The sequence below is a fragment of the Psychrobacillus sp. FSL H8-0487 genome, assembly GCF_038008385.1.
Lineage (GTDB): Bacteria > Bacillota > Bacilli > Bacillales_A > Planococcaceae > Psychrobacillus > Psychrobacillus psychrotolerans.
The window spans coordinates 1,493,543-1,508,701 of record NZ_JBBOZA010000001.1; the positions used below are offsets into that span (position 1 = coordinate 1,493,543).

The 15,159-nt window shown below is 36.2% G+C and carries 17 protein-coding genes; 14 read left to right on the forward strand and 3 right to left on the reverse strand.

Features of this window, described 5'->3' with window-relative positions; translation table 11 throughout:
* The first annotated feature begins 9 nt into the window (after positions 1-9).
* The 9 genes from glpK to glnA all read left to right on the forward strand — a co-directional run bounded on the left by glpK (position 10) and on the right by glnA (position 8,960).
* On the forward strand, positions 10-1,521 hold the full coding sequence (gene glpK, locus MHI47_RS07330) for a glycerol kinase GlpK (protein WP_340762028.1): 1,512 nt from the start codon (positions 10-12) through the stop codon (positions 1,519-1,521).
* Positions 1,522-3,168, forward strand: coding sequence for a glycerol-3-phosphate dehydrogenase/oxidase (locus MHI47_RS07335; RefSeq protein ID WP_340830273.1), 1,647 nt, complete (start codon positions 1,522-1,524; stop codon positions 3,166-3,168). It begins immediately after the preceding gene.
* 25 nt (positions 3,169-3,193) lie between these two features.
* Complete coding sequence (locus MHI47_RS07340) at positions 3,194-4,084, forward strand: alpha/beta fold hydrolase (RefSeq protein ID WP_340830275.1); 891 nt, start codon at positions 3,194-3,196, stop codon at positions 4,082-4,084.
* Positions 4,084-5,004, forward strand: coding sequence for a tRNA (adenosine(37)-N6)-dimethylallyltransferase MiaA (gene miaA / locus MHI47_RS07345; protein WP_340830276.1), 921 nt, complete (start codon positions 4,084-4,086; stop codon positions 5,002-5,004). The genes MHI47_RS07340 and miaA overlap by 1 nt, the downstream gene beginning before the upstream one ends.
* A 63-nt stretch (positions 5,005-5,067) precedes the next feature.
* Positions 5,068-5,289 (forward strand): RNA chaperone Hfq, encoded by a 222-nt coding sequence (gene hfq / locus MHI47_RS07350; RefSeq protein ID WP_093534885.1) that lies wholly within the window; start codon positions 5,068-5,070, stop codon positions 5,287-5,289.
* Between the two features lie 74 nt (positions 5,290-5,363).
* Positions 5,364-5,663, forward strand: coding sequence for a rhodanese-like domain-containing protein (locus MHI47_RS07355; RefSeq protein ID WP_093534883.1), 300 nt, complete (start codon positions 5,364-5,366; stop codon positions 5,661-5,663).
* A 153-nt stretch (positions 5,664-5,816) separates the two neighbouring features.
* The gene (locus tag MHI47_RS07360; RefSeq protein ID WP_340830277.1) at positions 5,817-7,067 is read left to right on the forward strand and encodes a methionine gamma-lyase family protein; all 1,251 of its coding nucleotides are present in this window, start codon (positions 5,817-5,819) and stop codon (positions 7,065-7,067) included.
* Positions 7,068-7,203: 136 nt separating this feature from the next.
* A complete protein-coding gene (locus MHI47_RS07365) occupies positions 7,204-7,587 on the forward strand; it encodes a MerR family transcriptional regulator (protein ID WP_093534879.1) in 384 nt (127 codons plus the stop codon).
* 38 nt (positions 7,588-7,625) lie between these two features.
* Positions 7,626-8,960, forward strand: a complete 1,335-nt coding sequence (gene glnA / locus MHI47_RS07370; RefSeq protein ID WP_093534877.1) for a type I glutamate--ammonia ligase — start codon at positions 7,626-7,628, stop codon at positions 8,958-8,960.
* Positions 8,961-9,056: 96 nt separating this feature from the next.
* Here glnA and MHI47_RS07375 read toward each other — a convergent pair whose 3' ends face one another.
* Together MHI47_RS07375 and deoD are read right to left on the reverse strand one after the other, a co-directional pair.
* On the reverse strand, positions 9,057-9,188 hold the full coding sequence (locus tag MHI47_RS07375) for a hypothetical protein (protein WP_340830278.1): 132 nt from the start codon (positions 9,186-9,188) through the stop codon (positions 9,057-9,059).
* Between the two features lie 335 nt (positions 9,189-9,523).
* A complete protein-coding gene (deoD, locus tag MHI47_RS07380; RefSeq protein WP_093534875.1) occupies positions 9,524-10,234 on the reverse strand; it encodes a purine-nucleoside phosphorylase in 711 nt (236 codons plus the stop codon).
* Between the two features lie 340 nt (positions 10,235-10,574).
* Between deoD and MHI47_RS07385 the strand changes: the two genes are divergently transcribed.
* From MHI47_RS07385 to MHI47_RS07400, 5 genes are all read left to right on the forward strand, one after another.
* Entirely contained in the window at positions 10,575-11,411 is an 837-nt protein-coding gene (locus MHI47_RS07385; protein ID WP_340830280.1) for an STAS domain-containing protein, read from the forward strand.
* Between the two features lie 57 nt (positions 11,412-11,468).
* Positions 11,469-11,591 (forward strand): hypothetical protein, encoded by a 123-nt coding sequence (locus MHI47_RS07390; protein ID WP_340830282.1) that lies wholly within the window; start codon positions 11,469-11,471, stop codon positions 11,589-11,591.
* Positions 11,570-11,662, forward strand: a complete 93-nt coding sequence (locus tag MHI47_RS20195) for a phage holin (protein WP_445678308.1) — start codon at positions 11,570-11,572, stop codon at positions 11,660-11,662. The genes MHI47_RS07390 and MHI47_RS20195 overlap by 22 nt, the downstream gene beginning before the upstream one ends.
* Positions 11,663-11,671: 9 nt before the next feature.
* Complete coding sequence (locus MHI47_RS07395) at positions 11,672-12,460, forward strand: M15 family metallopeptidase (RefSeq protein ID WP_340830284.1); 789 nt, start codon at positions 11,672-11,674, stop codon at positions 12,458-12,460.
* 111 nt (positions 12,461-12,571) lie between these two features.
* Positions 12,572-13,905, forward strand: a protein-coding gene (locus tag MHI47_RS07400) for an IS3 family transposase (protein ID WP_340830286.1) whose coding sequence is annotated in 2 segments (ribosomal slippage) — positions 12,572-12,959 and positions 12,959-13,905 — 1,335 coding nt in all. Because the reading frame shifts where the segments join, the coding sequence is not laid out codon by codon here.
* A gap of 290 nt (positions 13,906-14,195) precedes the next feature.
* Here the strand turns inward: MHI47_RS07400 and MHI47_RS07405 are convergent.
* Positions 14,196-15,134 (reverse strand): hypothetical protein, encoded by a 939-nt coding sequence (locus MHI47_RS07405; RefSeq protein WP_340830288.1) that lies wholly within the window; start codon positions 15,132-15,134, stop codon positions 14,196-14,198.
* Positions 15,135-15,159 lie beyond the last annotated feature (25 nt).

The window sequence follows — 15,159 nt, forward strand, 5'->3', positions numbered from 1 at the left end:
GAAGCCAAAATGGGAAAATATATATTATCGATCGATCAAGGAACGACAAGCTCTAGAGCAATACTATTTGATGAGCTCGGCAATATTGTTCACTCTGCTCAACGAGAATTTAAACAATATTTTCCTAAATCTGGTTGGGTTGAGCATGACGCAAAAGAAATCTGGGGATCTGTATTATCCGTATTAGCTGCTGTTCTAACGGAAAGTGGTAGCCAACCAGAGGACGTTCATGCTATTGGAATTACAAACCAACGGGAGACGACCGTTGTATGGAACAAACACACGGGAAGACCGGTATACAACGCGATTGTTTGGCAATCGAGACAAACACAATCCATCATTGAAGAATTGAAGAAGGCTGATTTAGAAACGTTTTTCCAAGAGAAGACGGGCTTGAAATTGGACCCGTATTTTTCTGCAACAAAGGTAAAATGGATACTGGATAATGTGGATGGTGCGAGAGAACAAGCAGAAGCAGGCGATTTACTTTTTGGAACGATAGATACATGGCTAATTTGGAAGCTCTCTAATGGAAAAGCCCATGTTACGGACTACTCCAATGCTTCCAGAACAATGCTCTATAATATATATGATCAGCAATGGGATGCAGAGATTTGCGAGAAGCTTGCTATACCTATGGAAATGCTTCCAAAGGTTGCCTCATCATCTGAAGTATATGCACAGACAGATCCTTCTGTTTTCTTTGGTAAAGAAATAGATATAGCAGGAGCTGCTGGAGATCAACAGGCTGCGCTTTTTGGGCAATGCTGTTTTGACAAAGGCATGGCGAAAAACACATATGGCACTGGCTGCTTTATGCTTTTAAATACGGGAGAAGAAGCAGTTGCCTCTCCGTCTGGTTTATTGACAACTATTGCGTGGGGGATTAATGGTAAAGTAACCTACGCGTTAGAAGGTAGCGTATTCGTTGCTGGCTCTGCAATTCAGTGGCTTCGAGATGGGCTTCGCATGATAAAAAGTGCACCTGAATCTGAAGTTTATGCAAAAAAAGTTGGATCCACAGACGGGGTCTATTTTGTTCCCGCATTTGTAGGATTAGGAACGCCTTATTGGGATTCTGAAGCGAGAGGCTCTATTTTCGGATTAACTAGGGGAACAACTAAAGAGCATTTCATCCGTGCGACGATAGAATCCCTCGCTTATCAAACAAAAGATGTGCTTGATACGATGGAAAAAGATTCTGGAGTAGATGTAGAGACATTGCGAGTTGATGGTGGAGCAGTAAGCAATGAGTTTCTTATGCAGTTCCAAAGTGATATGTTAAATTTGCCTGTTGAACTTGCCAAGCTTAATGAAACCACGGCGTTAGGAGCGGCTTTCCTAGCGGGTCTAGCTACAGGCTTCTGGAAAAATGAACAAGAACTTACTAACTTGCGAGAAAGTCAAAAGCAGTACAAGCCAAAAATGGAAACGAAGAAAAGAGATCAACTATATAGAGGCTGGACAAAAGCAGTTGAGGCAACACGTATTTTCAAACTTTCAGATGAAGAGGTGGAATGATTGAAGTCTTCTGTAGAACGCGAGCAAATAGTGAATACTTTAAATTATTATGAGTTTGACTTATTGGTGATAGGTGGAGGTATAACCGGCGCGGGTATTGCGCTAGATGCCGTTACTCGAGGCATGTCTGTTGCGTTAGTAGAGATGCAGGATTTTGCTGCGGGAACTTCTAGTCGGTCAACAAAACTTGTGCATGGTGGTTTACGATATTTAAAGCAATTAGAAGTGAAAATGGTTGCGGATGTAGGCAAAGAAAGAGAAATAGTGTATGAAAATGCAGTTCATGTGACGGAGCCTATATGGATGCTACTGCCCTTTCATAAAAAAGGAACATTTGGTCCTCTCACTACATCAGCTGGGTTGAAAATGTATGATTATTTAGCTGGTGTCAAAAAAGATGAGAGAAGATTAATGCTTTCTGACCATGAAGCTCTGGAAAAAGAACCCCTCCTAAAAAGTAAAGGTTTACTTGGTGGAGGTTATTATGTTGAATATCGTACGGACGATGCTCGACTAACCATTGAGGTCATGAAAAAAGCAATGGAAAAAGGGGCAGTGTGCTTAAACTATGCTAAAGCTCGTTCCTTTATTTATGATGACTATAACCAGGTAATTGGAGCGGAAATTGTAGATACAGTAAGCAATAAAAGAATTTCGATTCATGCAAAAAAAATAGTAAATGCTACTGGTCCTTGGGTAGATGGAGTTCGTGCTTTAGATGCTATTGAAAATAACAAAAAACTGAAGCTCACAAAAGGTGTTCATGTGGTTATCGATCAATCTGTTTTCCCTCTTAAACAAGCTGTCTATTTTGATACTCCTGATAAACGAATGGTTTTTGCTATCCCAAGAGATGGAAAAACATATGTAGGGACTACGGATACATTCTTTGAAGGTGATATTCGACATCCTGTAGCAACGCCGGAAGATGTCGATTATCTAATTGAAGCCATTCATGCTATGTTTCCATTAGTTCACGTTACAGCAAATCAAGTGGAGTCTACTTGGGCAGGGGTTCGTCCATTAATATATGAGGATGGAAAGGATCCATCCGAAATTTCTCGAAAAGATGAGATTTGGCAATCGGAGGCAGGCTTATTTACAATAGCTGGAGGTAAACTAACAGGATATCGGAAAATGGCAGAAACAATAGTAGATAAAATATCCAAACAATTAGGAAATGAAAAATATGGTCCATGTGTAACTAAGCGTTTATCATTATCCGGTGGGGATATTGGTGGCTCTGAGCAATGGGAAGCCTTTCTTACTCAGAAGGAAGAAGTGGCTCCAGCTTATGGTCTATCTCGTATAGAAGGTAGAAAATTGGCTAAAATGTATGGGACGAATGTCGATAAAGTATTTCAGTATGCACAAATTCTTTCTACTATCCCTTCAACTTTGCCTTTATCGCTTGTCGCTCAAATCTATTACGCGGTGCATGAAGAAATGGCATATTCTCCTGTAGACTTTTTAGTAAGAAGAACAGGTATGCTCTATTTTGATATACAGCATTTTAAAGAGTATAAAGAAGAAGTAGTAAAAGTGATGGAGCAATTATTGCATTACTCTAAAGAAGAAACGACTGCGTTTAATAAACAACTAGAAATACTTTATACCGAAGCTACATTAAAAGAAAGCAGGGATTAAGCTGAAAACTATCTTAGAAGGCAAAATGTCAGATAATCATCTTATTCATATTGTTAAGTTTTCCCCTGATACACCCCCAATAGCTCATATCCATCTTCTGCATGGAATGGTAGAGCATATCGGTCGTTATGATGAATTCGCAACATTCTTAATGAGTAAAGGTTTTGTTGTTACTGGTCATGATCATCGTGGTCATGGCATAACTGCTGAAAAAAACGGTGAATTTGGCTATTTTGCAGATAAGTTAGGATTCGAGCGTGTAACAGAAGATGTTCGGGAAGTGTTATTGCATGTGCGAGAGGAATTGGGTGATATGCCGCTCATTCTATTTGGCCATAGTATGGGGTCGTTTGTAGCTCGTAGATATATGCAAAAGTATAGCGACTCTTTAACTAAAGTGGTCCTTTCAGGTACTACTTTTAGTCCTGGAGTTATGAGTGAAATCGGTAAAGTGGTCGCTCAGCTTGTATCCGCTGCTAAAAGCCCAAAATCTGAAGGGACTTTGATAAATGGTATGGCATTCGGAGGATTTAATAAACAAATTCAAGATACGAAGACGCCATTTGACTGGCTTACAACTGATGAAACAGAAGTACAAAAATATATAGAAGATCCACTATGTGGTTTCGTACCATCGAACCGATTTTATATAGATCTATTTGATGGGTTAAGAATAATCCACGATGACAAAAAAAATAATCATATAAAAAAAGATTTACCTGTTTTAATTATTAGTGGTATCAAGGACCCTGTTGGTAAGGATGGCAAGGATTTATTTAAAGTCGCAAAGGGCTATAAAAAAGTCGGAATGTCTAAAGTTACTGTCCATTTGGTAGAGGATGCAAGGCATGAAATACTAAAAGAGGTAAACAAACTTCAAACATATGAAATAATTGTAAATTGGATGTTGGAATAATGCTAAATAGAACAAACGTAATTGCTATAGTCGGGCCAACTGCTGTTGGGAAAACAGCTTTAAGTATTGAATTGGCTAAAGCATTTAATGGAGAAATTATTAATGGCGACTCCATGCAGGTGTACCGTGAGCTTGATATTGGAACTGCAAAAGTTACAAAAGAAGAAATGGAGGGAATTCCTCATCATCTTCTAGATATTAAAAGTCCAGAAGAGAGTTTCTCTGTAGCGGAGTACCAAAGCCTCGTCCGAGGAAAAATTGAAGAAATTACAGCAAGAGGTAAACTTCCGATAATAGTAGGAGGAACTGGTCTATATATTCAGTCGGTTCTGTTTGACTTTAGATTTACGGAACAACCGGATCGCGATGAAAACAGACTCGCCGAATTAGAAAAAATGTCTCCTGATGATCTATTTGACCTTTTGCATTCTCTGGATCCAGAAGCAGCAATGGAAATACATCCGAATAACGTCCAACGGGTAATTCGGGCAATTGAACGAGTAGAGCTTACAGGGAAACAAAAGAATGCTATAGAGCAAAACCAAGGCCATGAGAAGGTTTATCATCATTATATTATTGGCCTATCCATAGATCGGGAGCAATTATATAATCGTATCAATCAGCGAGTAGATATAATGTTGGAAAATGGGCTTCTAGAAGAAGTGAAAACGCTCCATAGTAAAGGGATCAGAGATGTGCAATCCATCCAGGCAATTGGCTATAAAGAAATATATGCTTATTTGGACGGAGATGTTTCCTTCGAAGATGCAATAGAACAATTAAAGCAAAACTCGAGAAGGTATGCAAAAAGGCAACTAACCTATTTCCGAAATAAAATGGCTATTAATTGGTTTAATCCTTTCACGGATGCAAAAAAAATATTGAAAGAAATTAATGAGTTTATGCAGGAAAAAGAATAAAAAAAGCGAATATTAACATAGTAGTGTGTTTAAACATGCAAATTGTATAATGGGGGTATTGGGATGAAACCTACAAATATTCAGGATTTATATTTAAATCAACTTAGAAAAAACGACATTTTTGTAACAGTATTTTTGTTAAATGGTTTCCAACTAAAAGGGTTAGTTAAGTCATACGATAATTTCACTGTCCTGTTTGAATCAGATGGAAAGCAACAGTTAATCTACAAACATGCAATTTCCACATTTGCTCCTTCAAAACCAGTTAAACTGACAGAAGAATAATATGGATTGTTTGACAGATAGCTATGCTCCCATTATGATTTTATAGAAGAAATCACAGAAGCGGAGAGTTTAAAATGAATGTTATTACAACAGAACAACTTTTAGAAAAATTAGATGCTGGTGAGCAAATCAGTGTCATAGATGTACGTGAAAGTGATGAAGTGGCAACTGGGATTATTCCTGGAGCTAAACATATCGCTTTAGGTCAAATCGAAAACAGCATGGATCAACTCGACAAATCAGTTCCTCATTACATAGTTTGTAAAGCAGGTGGCCGTAGTGCAATGGCCTGTGAGATTTTAGAGGAAAACGGATATGAGGTTACGAACATTGCTGGTGGTATGATGGACTGGGACGGAGAGTTACAGTTCTAACTTAACTTATCAAATTACAGTGGACTTTATCGATAGAGCTCGATAAAGTCTGGGCTCAAATAGGCCAAGGTATATTTGATAATAACTAAGGGCTAATTTCATTTATGAGATTAGTCTTTTCTATTTGTAATATAAATATTAGGAGAATATAACATGACATTTACAACAACTTTATCGAATGAAATATTAGAGCTTGCTGAGAAGGTAGAATCCAAAGTAGCGCCATATCAAAAGCTTGTAGAAAAAACTGCCTTTTTAAATCAACAAAAAGTAATTCAAGCCTTTAAGACACATGGTGTTAGTGATCATCATTTTCACCCATCCTTTGGATATGGCTATGATGATGAGGGACGAGATACATTAGAAAAAGTGTATGCAACGACATTTGGTTCAGAGGCTGCGCTTGTTCGCCCTCAAATTATTTCAGGTACACATGCTATTTCTATTAGTTTGTTCGGCGTCTTAAGACCACAGGACGAATTGCTATATATAACCGGTAAACCTTACGACACGTTACAATCGATCGTAAGTGGTGGAGAAGAGGATACAGGGTCTTTAGCTGACTTTGGTATATCGTATAATCATATAGATTTACTGGAAACTGGGGACATCAATTGGGATGCTGTAAAAAATGCTGTAAAAAGCAATACTAAGGTAATTGCTATTCAACGTTCGAAGGGCTATGCGGTACGTCCTTCGTTTACAATAGATCAGATTAAGCAAATGGTTATCGAAATTAGAAGTATAAAAGAGGATGCAGTAATTTTCGTAGACAATTGTTATGGAGAATTTGTAGAAGAGTTGGAACCTACAGATGTAGGGGCAGATCTAATGGCTGGTTCTCTGATTAAAAACCCAGGTGGTGGGCTAGCGAAAATTGGTGGCTATATAGCGGGTAAAGAAGAATTTGTCACTAAATGTGCATACCGTATGACTTCTCCTGGTATAGGAGCGGAAGCAGGCGCTTCTTTACATGCATTAATGGATATGTATCAAGGATTCTTCCTTGCCCCACATGTCGTATCTCAGGCAGTCAAAGGAGCTATCTTCACTTCAGCTCTTTTAGAGGAGGTAGGAATGAACACGGAACCCCATTTTGCCGAGCAGCGCACCGATTTAATACAATCGGTCTCTTTTCAAAATGCTGAACAAATGATTCAATTTTGCAAAGCAATACAAATGCATTCTCCGGTAAATGCTCAATTTATGCCTGAACCGGCTTATATGCCTGGTTATGCAGATGATGTCATAATGGCGGCAGGTACATTTGTACAAGGTTCTAGTATGGAGTTAACAGCTGATGGACCGATTCGTCCACCTTATACAGCGTTTATCCAAGGTGGATTAACCTATGAACATGTGAAATATGCTATTTTAGGGGCCGTACAAACGTTAAACAGATAGTAAAGTGAAGCCATTTCCGATTAACAGGGAGTGGTTTTAATTTTCTGAAAAATAATTGTTAGTTTTCCTGACATGATGTTGACATGTTAGCTAACATAACATATAATAATCTTATAACCTACTAGGAGGTGCAGTGATGGAAAAGGAATGGAGACGCTCGATGCCATTACTTTCGATGAATATTGTTATGCAGCTGACTGGTTTGACTGCTAGACAAATTCGTTACTATGAAGAGCAAGAACTGGTTCACCCTGCACGGACGGAAGGTAAACAACGCATGTTTTCATTGGATGATATAGATATACTTTTGGAGATTAAGGATCTACTAAAAACAGGAGTTAATATTGCTGGGATTAAACAAATCTTTGAAATGAAAAATAGTCCAATTACTACGAAAGATGTTCGACAAGTGATTTCGGACAGAGAACTACGTGCAATTGTAAAAGAAGAAATGCATTTAGCTCAAAGGCAACAAAGAGCTTCTTTACGACAAGGGGACCTATCTCGATTTTTCAGATAATCGAGGTTCATATATAACTTAAATAGGAGAGTGAAATAATGAGCAAGTATACAAAAGAGGATATTAAAAAGTTCGTTCAAGAACATGAGGTGAATTTTATTCGTCTTCAGTTTACAGACATACTAGGTACGATTAAAAACGTAGAAATTCCAGTGGGTCAGCTCGATAAAGCTCTTGACAATAAAATGATGTTCGACGGATCTTCTATTGAAGGATTTGTACGAATTGAAGAATCAGATATGTACTTAGTACCAGATTTAGATACATGGGTAGTATTCCCGTGGATTACGGGCAAAGGGAAAGTAGCTCGTTTAATCTGTGATGTAAATAAAGCAGACGGAACTCCATTTGCAGGAGATCCTCGTAATAATTTAAAACGTGTCTTGAAGGAAATGGAAGAGTTAGGATTTACAAGCTTTAACTTAGGACCTGAACCTGAATTTTTCCTATTCAAATTAGATGCGGCGGGAGAGCCAACGCTTGAACTGAATGACCATGGTGGTTACTTTGACTTAGCACCTATGGATTTAGGTGAAAACTGCCGCCGTGATATCGTTTTAGAACTTGAGGAAATGGGCTTTGAAATTGAAGCATCTCATCATGAGGTTGCTCCAGGTCAACATGAAATTGACTTTAAGTATGCTGATGCAGTGACAGCATGTGATAATATTCAAACGTTCAAACTGGTTGTTAAAACAATTGCACGTAAACACGGATTGCATGCGACGTTCATGCCAAAACCACTATTTGGTGTAAATGGTTCAGGAATGCACTTTAACGTATCTCTATTTAAAGGGAAAAACAATGCATTCTATGATGAATCAGCTGAAATTGGCTTAAGTGAAACAGCTATGCAATTTATGGCCGGTGTACTGAAGCATGTACAAAGCTTTACAGCGATTACAAACCCGTTAGTTAACTCGTATAAACGTCTCGTTCCTGGATACGAAGCACCTTGTTATGTAGCTTGGTCAGGACAAAATAGAAGTCCTTTAATCCGAATTCCTTCTTCAAGAGGTGTAAGTACACGTATTGAAGTTCGTTCAGTAGATCCTGCAGCAAATCCATATCTTGCAATGGCAGTAATTCTACAAGCAGGATTAGATGGTATCAAAAATAAACTAACTCCTCCACCAGCAGTAGACCGTAATATTTACGTGATGACAGAAGAGGAACGTATTGAAAATGGTATTCATAATCTACCTCCAACTTTACATGCTGCTGTACAAGAATTAGGTAAGAATGAAATTATTCGCGGAGCACTTGGTGAGCATATCTACGCTAACTTTGTAGAAGCGAAAGAAATCGAATGGGATATGTTCCGTACAACTGTACACCCATGGGAACGTGAGCAATACTTGAAAATGTATTAATAGTAAAAGCGTTGGGGCACTATGCTCCCAACGCTTTTTTATTTGTTATAGGTTCGTGGTAAGTATTTTAAATAATACCACATTTCTAGCATGAAATTATTCAATTTCTTTCATGTACTCATCAAATTTATCTATAGAACGTGCAGCAATCTTCTTGGAAACATGTGCATATTCGTCCGATGTATTTTGCATAGAACCGTGGCCCAGTTGTTCCTGTACAAACTTCATATCAGTACCAGCTTCCAATAACAAAACAGCATGTGTGTGTCTTGAGAGATATTCCCAATTTCCTCTAAGCATTCTTTAAAAGCATTAAAAGGGTAGACTTAGGTAAAGGTGTACCATTATCACGACACAAAACAAGATTCAAAACGTGACTAACCGGTGCTTTACTTCAAGAAAAAAGAGTTGCCTATGCAACTCAATTTACTTTAAATGTAGCCTACTTTTTAATTTAGTTAATGAACGATGTATTAGATATCATTTATTCAAAACCATTTTGGGGATGGCGCAGGAGATGCACATAAATACTAAAGTATTATTGCATCTCCTGTTTCTATATTTTACAAACAAGCCTCTAATGCAATTTTCATCATATTATTTAATGATGTTTGCCTTTCTTCAGCACTAATTTCCTCATGGGTTACTAAAGAATCTGAGATAGTTAGTATACTCGCTGCTTTTTTCCCTAATATTCGTGCGTTATGGAATAATGCATAGCTTTCCATTTCTGTACAAATACAATTATGGTCATTATAAAAATCAACATGATTTGGAACATTATCTTCATGATAAAATACATCACTTGAATGTACTCTACCTTTAACAATAGGAGTGTGGATGCGATTTGCAGCATCTTCAATCTTCTTCGTTAATAACTCGTTAGGAAGCTGGATATCATTTTCTACCCCAGCTTGAACCTTTGCAAATGTTGATTCACTCCATGCACTATCTACAAGAACAATATCATGAATGTTAAGTTCATCTGTATAAGCACCTGCACTACCTACTCGAATAATATTTTCTACATCATAGAACTTAAATAACTCGTAAGAATAAATACCTATACTTGCCATTCCCATCCCAGATCCCATTACGGATATTTGTTTTCCTTTATAACTTCCTGTATAACCAAACATGTTACGTACACTATTAAACTGAACTGGATTTTCTAAATATGTTTCTGCAATATATTTCGCACGCAAAGGATCTCCTGGCATTAAAACTGTTTTTGCAATATCTTCAAATTTTGCAGTATTATGTGCTGTTGTCATGTGATATCTCTCTCCATTTCGTATTTAAGACAGACCACTTATAATCAGTTGCCTGTATAGTGGTCTAACTTACATTATATTGTCGAGTAATTGTCACGGTCAAGGTTATATGAATAATGTCCGGCGAAACAAGCCGAAAAGGGGTGAGCGGGGATGCCCGAAAGAGTTGGACTAAGTAAGGTCGTGGGAAATTATAAATCAACAATCATGGTCACTCCATCTGAATTTGTATAGATTGTAAATTCTTAAAAAGTGTCTGTTTATTTTTTCTATGGTACTATCAAAATAGTAATATTTTGAATGCTATAATCGTGAATTTATGACGAAAGTAGGAAATCAATTGGACAGAAATCAAAATTTGTATGATTTTCTTAAAAGTAAAACATGGCAATTAACAGAAAGATGGTATGAGAGTCTAAACAAAGATCAAAATGGAATTTATGGTACTTCTAATCTAGAAGAGATACAATTGCTTAAACAACAAAACCATCTATTCCATGAAAAATTCGTTGAAATGTTTAATAACTCAGATGAAGTATGTGAAAAAAGTTTTGATGATTTTATTACAATGATTGTTAATGATGAAGGTCACCAACATACTCTGCTTACAGAAATAATAGGGGAATTTTTTAGGCAACAACAACTTTACTTGGAATTGCTCGAAGAATTTATGGATCAGTATCCTAATGAACTTTCAAGCAAACAAATAATAGCGTATACAAACGCTATATTGACTACAATCAATAACGTTGTACTCAAATTTACTAATGAATTTATTGAACAATCCAAAATAAGATTAAAATCCCAACAAGAGATGATTATTGAACTAAGTGCACCGGTAATTAAATTAGATAGCACCATAGCTTTGTTACCACTAGTTGGAGAAATTGACACAAACAGAGCCAAAGTAATTTTAGAATCAACACTGCAACAATGTTCTAAATTGCAAATCAATCACTTATATATTGATTTGCTAGGGGTTCCTATTGTAGATACAATGGTTGCACATCAGCTTTTTCACATGATTAATGCGCTAAAATTAATTGGAGTAAGTACTTCATTATCAGGTGTACGTCCAAGTATTGCACAAACAACCGTACAACTAGGGATTGATTTTAGAGATATAAAAACTTATTCAAGTATTGAACAAGCTATGAGAAAACATAATAACAATTAATAAGGGGACGTTCCATTAGGAGCGTTCTTTTTAATTATCCATATATCTAAAGGGGAAGTGAGAGAAAATACCGCACAAATTGGTATCGGTTTAATAGTTAACAGCTCAGGTCTAATAGATTTAGCTGAATACAATAACTATGTGGATGCCTTTATACTATTTTTAATTGCAGGGGTGTAGTTGCAGATCCTACTACACAAGGATCTGATAGTAAACAAGCTTTAATTTATAACAAACCAAAAGAGAAATGAGGTGAGATTATGACTGTATTAGTAAAGACATTAATAAATCGTTCTGTTAATCGTATAGGAGCTGTTCATCCTTCTTTGAAGGAATATACAATTGAATTAATTAAGCGTTGTTACAATGAAGGTATTTACGTGCAAATATCATCTGGATTCCGTTCGAATGAGGACCAAGCCTATATTTATGGACAAGGTAGACCGAATTATATTTGGAATGGTAAAGTATATGGTTCAAAAGGGAGTATCGTTTCTAATGCTCCACCAGGAACGTCCATCCACAATTATGGACTATCTATTGATTATTTCCTTGTATCAGATGATGGAAATCAATCATTGTGGACGGTCGATGATAAATGGAAACGTGTTGCAGCTATTGCTAAATCAATGGGTTTTGAATGGGGCGGAGATTGGAAGGGTTTTAAAGACTATCCTCATTTGCAGTACAACAAAGGCCTAACAATCGCTCAATTAAAGGCTGGACATCGACCTGTATTTCTACCACTTAAAGCAGCAGAAGATGTTGCTAATGATAAAATCATGTGGGGTAAAACGGAACTTAAACCAAGTCAGATTGGTAAGGTTACAATCTTGAAACGCATTAACCTATGGCAAGATGGCCCAGACGGTAAACTTCAAATGGTTCGTATTCTGAATCCTGGTGAAGAGTATCGAGTGTATCGATATCGTGACAATCATGGTGGCCAATATAATGTTGGTGGCGGTATGTGGGTTACTAAGATGCCAGAACATGTTAAATATGAAACACCATCTAAAGCATTGTTAGCAAAATTAAATAGTAAATAATTCTATTGCCCTGCTCATTAAAATGTACCCCATAGAATAGACACTTAAAAAAGTCTATCCTATGGGGTACTTTTGTTTATAATGAGAAAAAACATGTTAGGGCGGATCAAAATGACAATAAGTTTATTTACTGAAAATGAAATAGAACTGCTGAAATGCAATCCTAATGTACGTGCAGTTAGTGAAAAAGGAATTACCTATACAGACGAATTTAAACGTAGATTTATTTCTGAAAATGAAATGGGGAAATTACCTCGTGCTATTTTTGAGGAAGCTGGCTTTGATGTGGAGTTAATTGGTATGGAGCGTATTAAATCTGCAGCTAAGCGGTGGCGAGCTGCCTATCATGAAAAAGGGATACTCGGATTAGAAGATACGAGGAAAAAGAATAGTGGGAGACCTTTAGAGAGAGAACTAAGTTTAGAAGAAAAATACGCTCGATTAGAGGCGCAGAATCGATTATTACAAGCGGAAAATGAACTCCTAAAAAAGCTCGATTTACTCGAAAGGCAGATGATGAAAAAGAAACAAAACTCCTAAGCGAACAGAAATTCCAATTGATCCACGACACGATTGAAAAATATCAATTAAAGCGTATGGTTCGTTTTCTGTGTGTATTAATTGGCGTATCTCGATCGGGCTACTACAACTATTTCTCAGAAAAAGCCATGCAAAACCGCGAAGAACGCAAGTTAGCAGATGAAGAAGTAAAAGAAATTATTCTAAAAGCGTTTCTTTTCCGCCGTCGAAAAAAAGGCGCGCGTCAAATAAAAATGACGTTAGAAAATCAGTATCTCATTACATATAACTTAAAACGAATTCGTCGCATAATGAAAAAATTTGGGATCATTTGTCCATTTCGAAAAGCGAATCCTTATCGAAGAATGGCAAAGGCAACACAGGAACATCGCACATTACCAAATCTATTAAACCGCCGGTTTAAGCAAGGAGTCATTGGTAAAGTTCTATTAACAGACATTACATATTTAAGTTATGGAAAAGGAAAACGTGCCTATTTATCCACCATTAAAGATGCAGAAACGAATGAGATACTAGTATATGAAGTATCCGATAAAGTAACCTTAGATATCGCACTAAGTACCTTAAAAAAATTAAAAAAGAAAGAGATAAAACTATCTAAAGAGGCATTTATCCACTCAGATCAAGGCTTCCATTATACAAGTCCTCAATTTCAAAAACTGGTAAAGAAAATGGGATTAGGTCAATCCATGTCACGTCGTGGAAACTGTTGGGATAACGCACCTCAAGAATCGTTCTTTGGCCATTTTAAGGATGAAGTAGACTTGAAGTCTTGCAAAACTTTAGAGGATTTAATACGAGAGATTAAGAGTTATATGACGTATTATAATCATTATCGAGGTCAATGGAACTTAAAAAAGATGACGCCTGTACAATACAGACATCATCTTCTTCAAGTTGCTTAAGAGCTTTTTTTAAAATGTCCTTTACAAAGGGTACACTTTACATTAGAGTGGGGCTTTTATTTTTTGCCTTCTCATGTAAAATATTAGTAACTGTAAGAGTTTTCTTATTGAACTAACGCGGCAGTTTAGTTGAAGAAGGTGTGGGGAAGAATCTTGAAAATTAATACTTCAGTTGAAAGATGATGAGTTTCCTGGAAAAATAAAAGACTTGATTAAATAAAAATGTAGTTTAGTATTGCATTAATAAAAGCAGAGCAATTATCAGAATTGCATCTGCTTTATATTTAATATTAATCACCCATCAAACAATGATAACAATAATATCCGGATTCGATTATCTCACCATTTTCCCCGGTATCTTCATCAATTAAAATATCAACCTGTTTACAATATTCACATTCTAAAAATTTCTCTTTTTCAAACTGTGTTTTACATGTTAAGCATTTGCAATATTCCTCTGAAGAAGAAATAATTAGTGATTCATTATGACAAAATGGACAATATTTTAGTGAATCAAATTCTTTATATGTAAACGTCCCAGCTTCTTTATCTAAATCAGCGTACTTGTATATAAAATCATTAATTGCTAAATTGCCACCATAATTACAAAAGATACATATCTCTTCATCTACATCCAGTGTGTGTTCTTGGTTGCATTGAGGACAATCTATTTTAAAAGAATGGTTTGAAGTTAATTCATTTTTAATTCGCTTGTATCTTTCACAAAGATAATTCTCTTGACTATGAAGTAGTTTGGATATTTCATTGAAAGTACTGTTTCCATAAATTTTAGGGAATTCCCTATTTATAAAAGGAACAATATAACTAAGTGAATCATAAATAATAGCTCTTAACTGATAATGGTTTTCGTTAATTTGAAAATGTTCAATTCTATTTCGAGTTTTTTTCAATCTATCTATTGAACTTATAAACTGCTCTGATATTGAGATTTTACAAATGTGTTGAAGTCTAGATAATGCAGTGTCCAGGTTTATACTTTTAAAATCACCCTCGATATAACTATCATATTTAGCTTTGTTTAAATCTTCAAAAACAAAGGCCCAATGATCATTTGATAGTCGTGCTTTAAAAATCAATTCTATACCTGCGTTCAAGTGTAATACAGCATATTTTATTGAAGGTGCATGGTCGGTACTGTCTTCTAATTCATATAAACATTTATTAATAAAATCTAATCCATTATCTAAAACATTTAATTGCAACTCCAAAAAGATCACTCTTTCCCTATTTTAG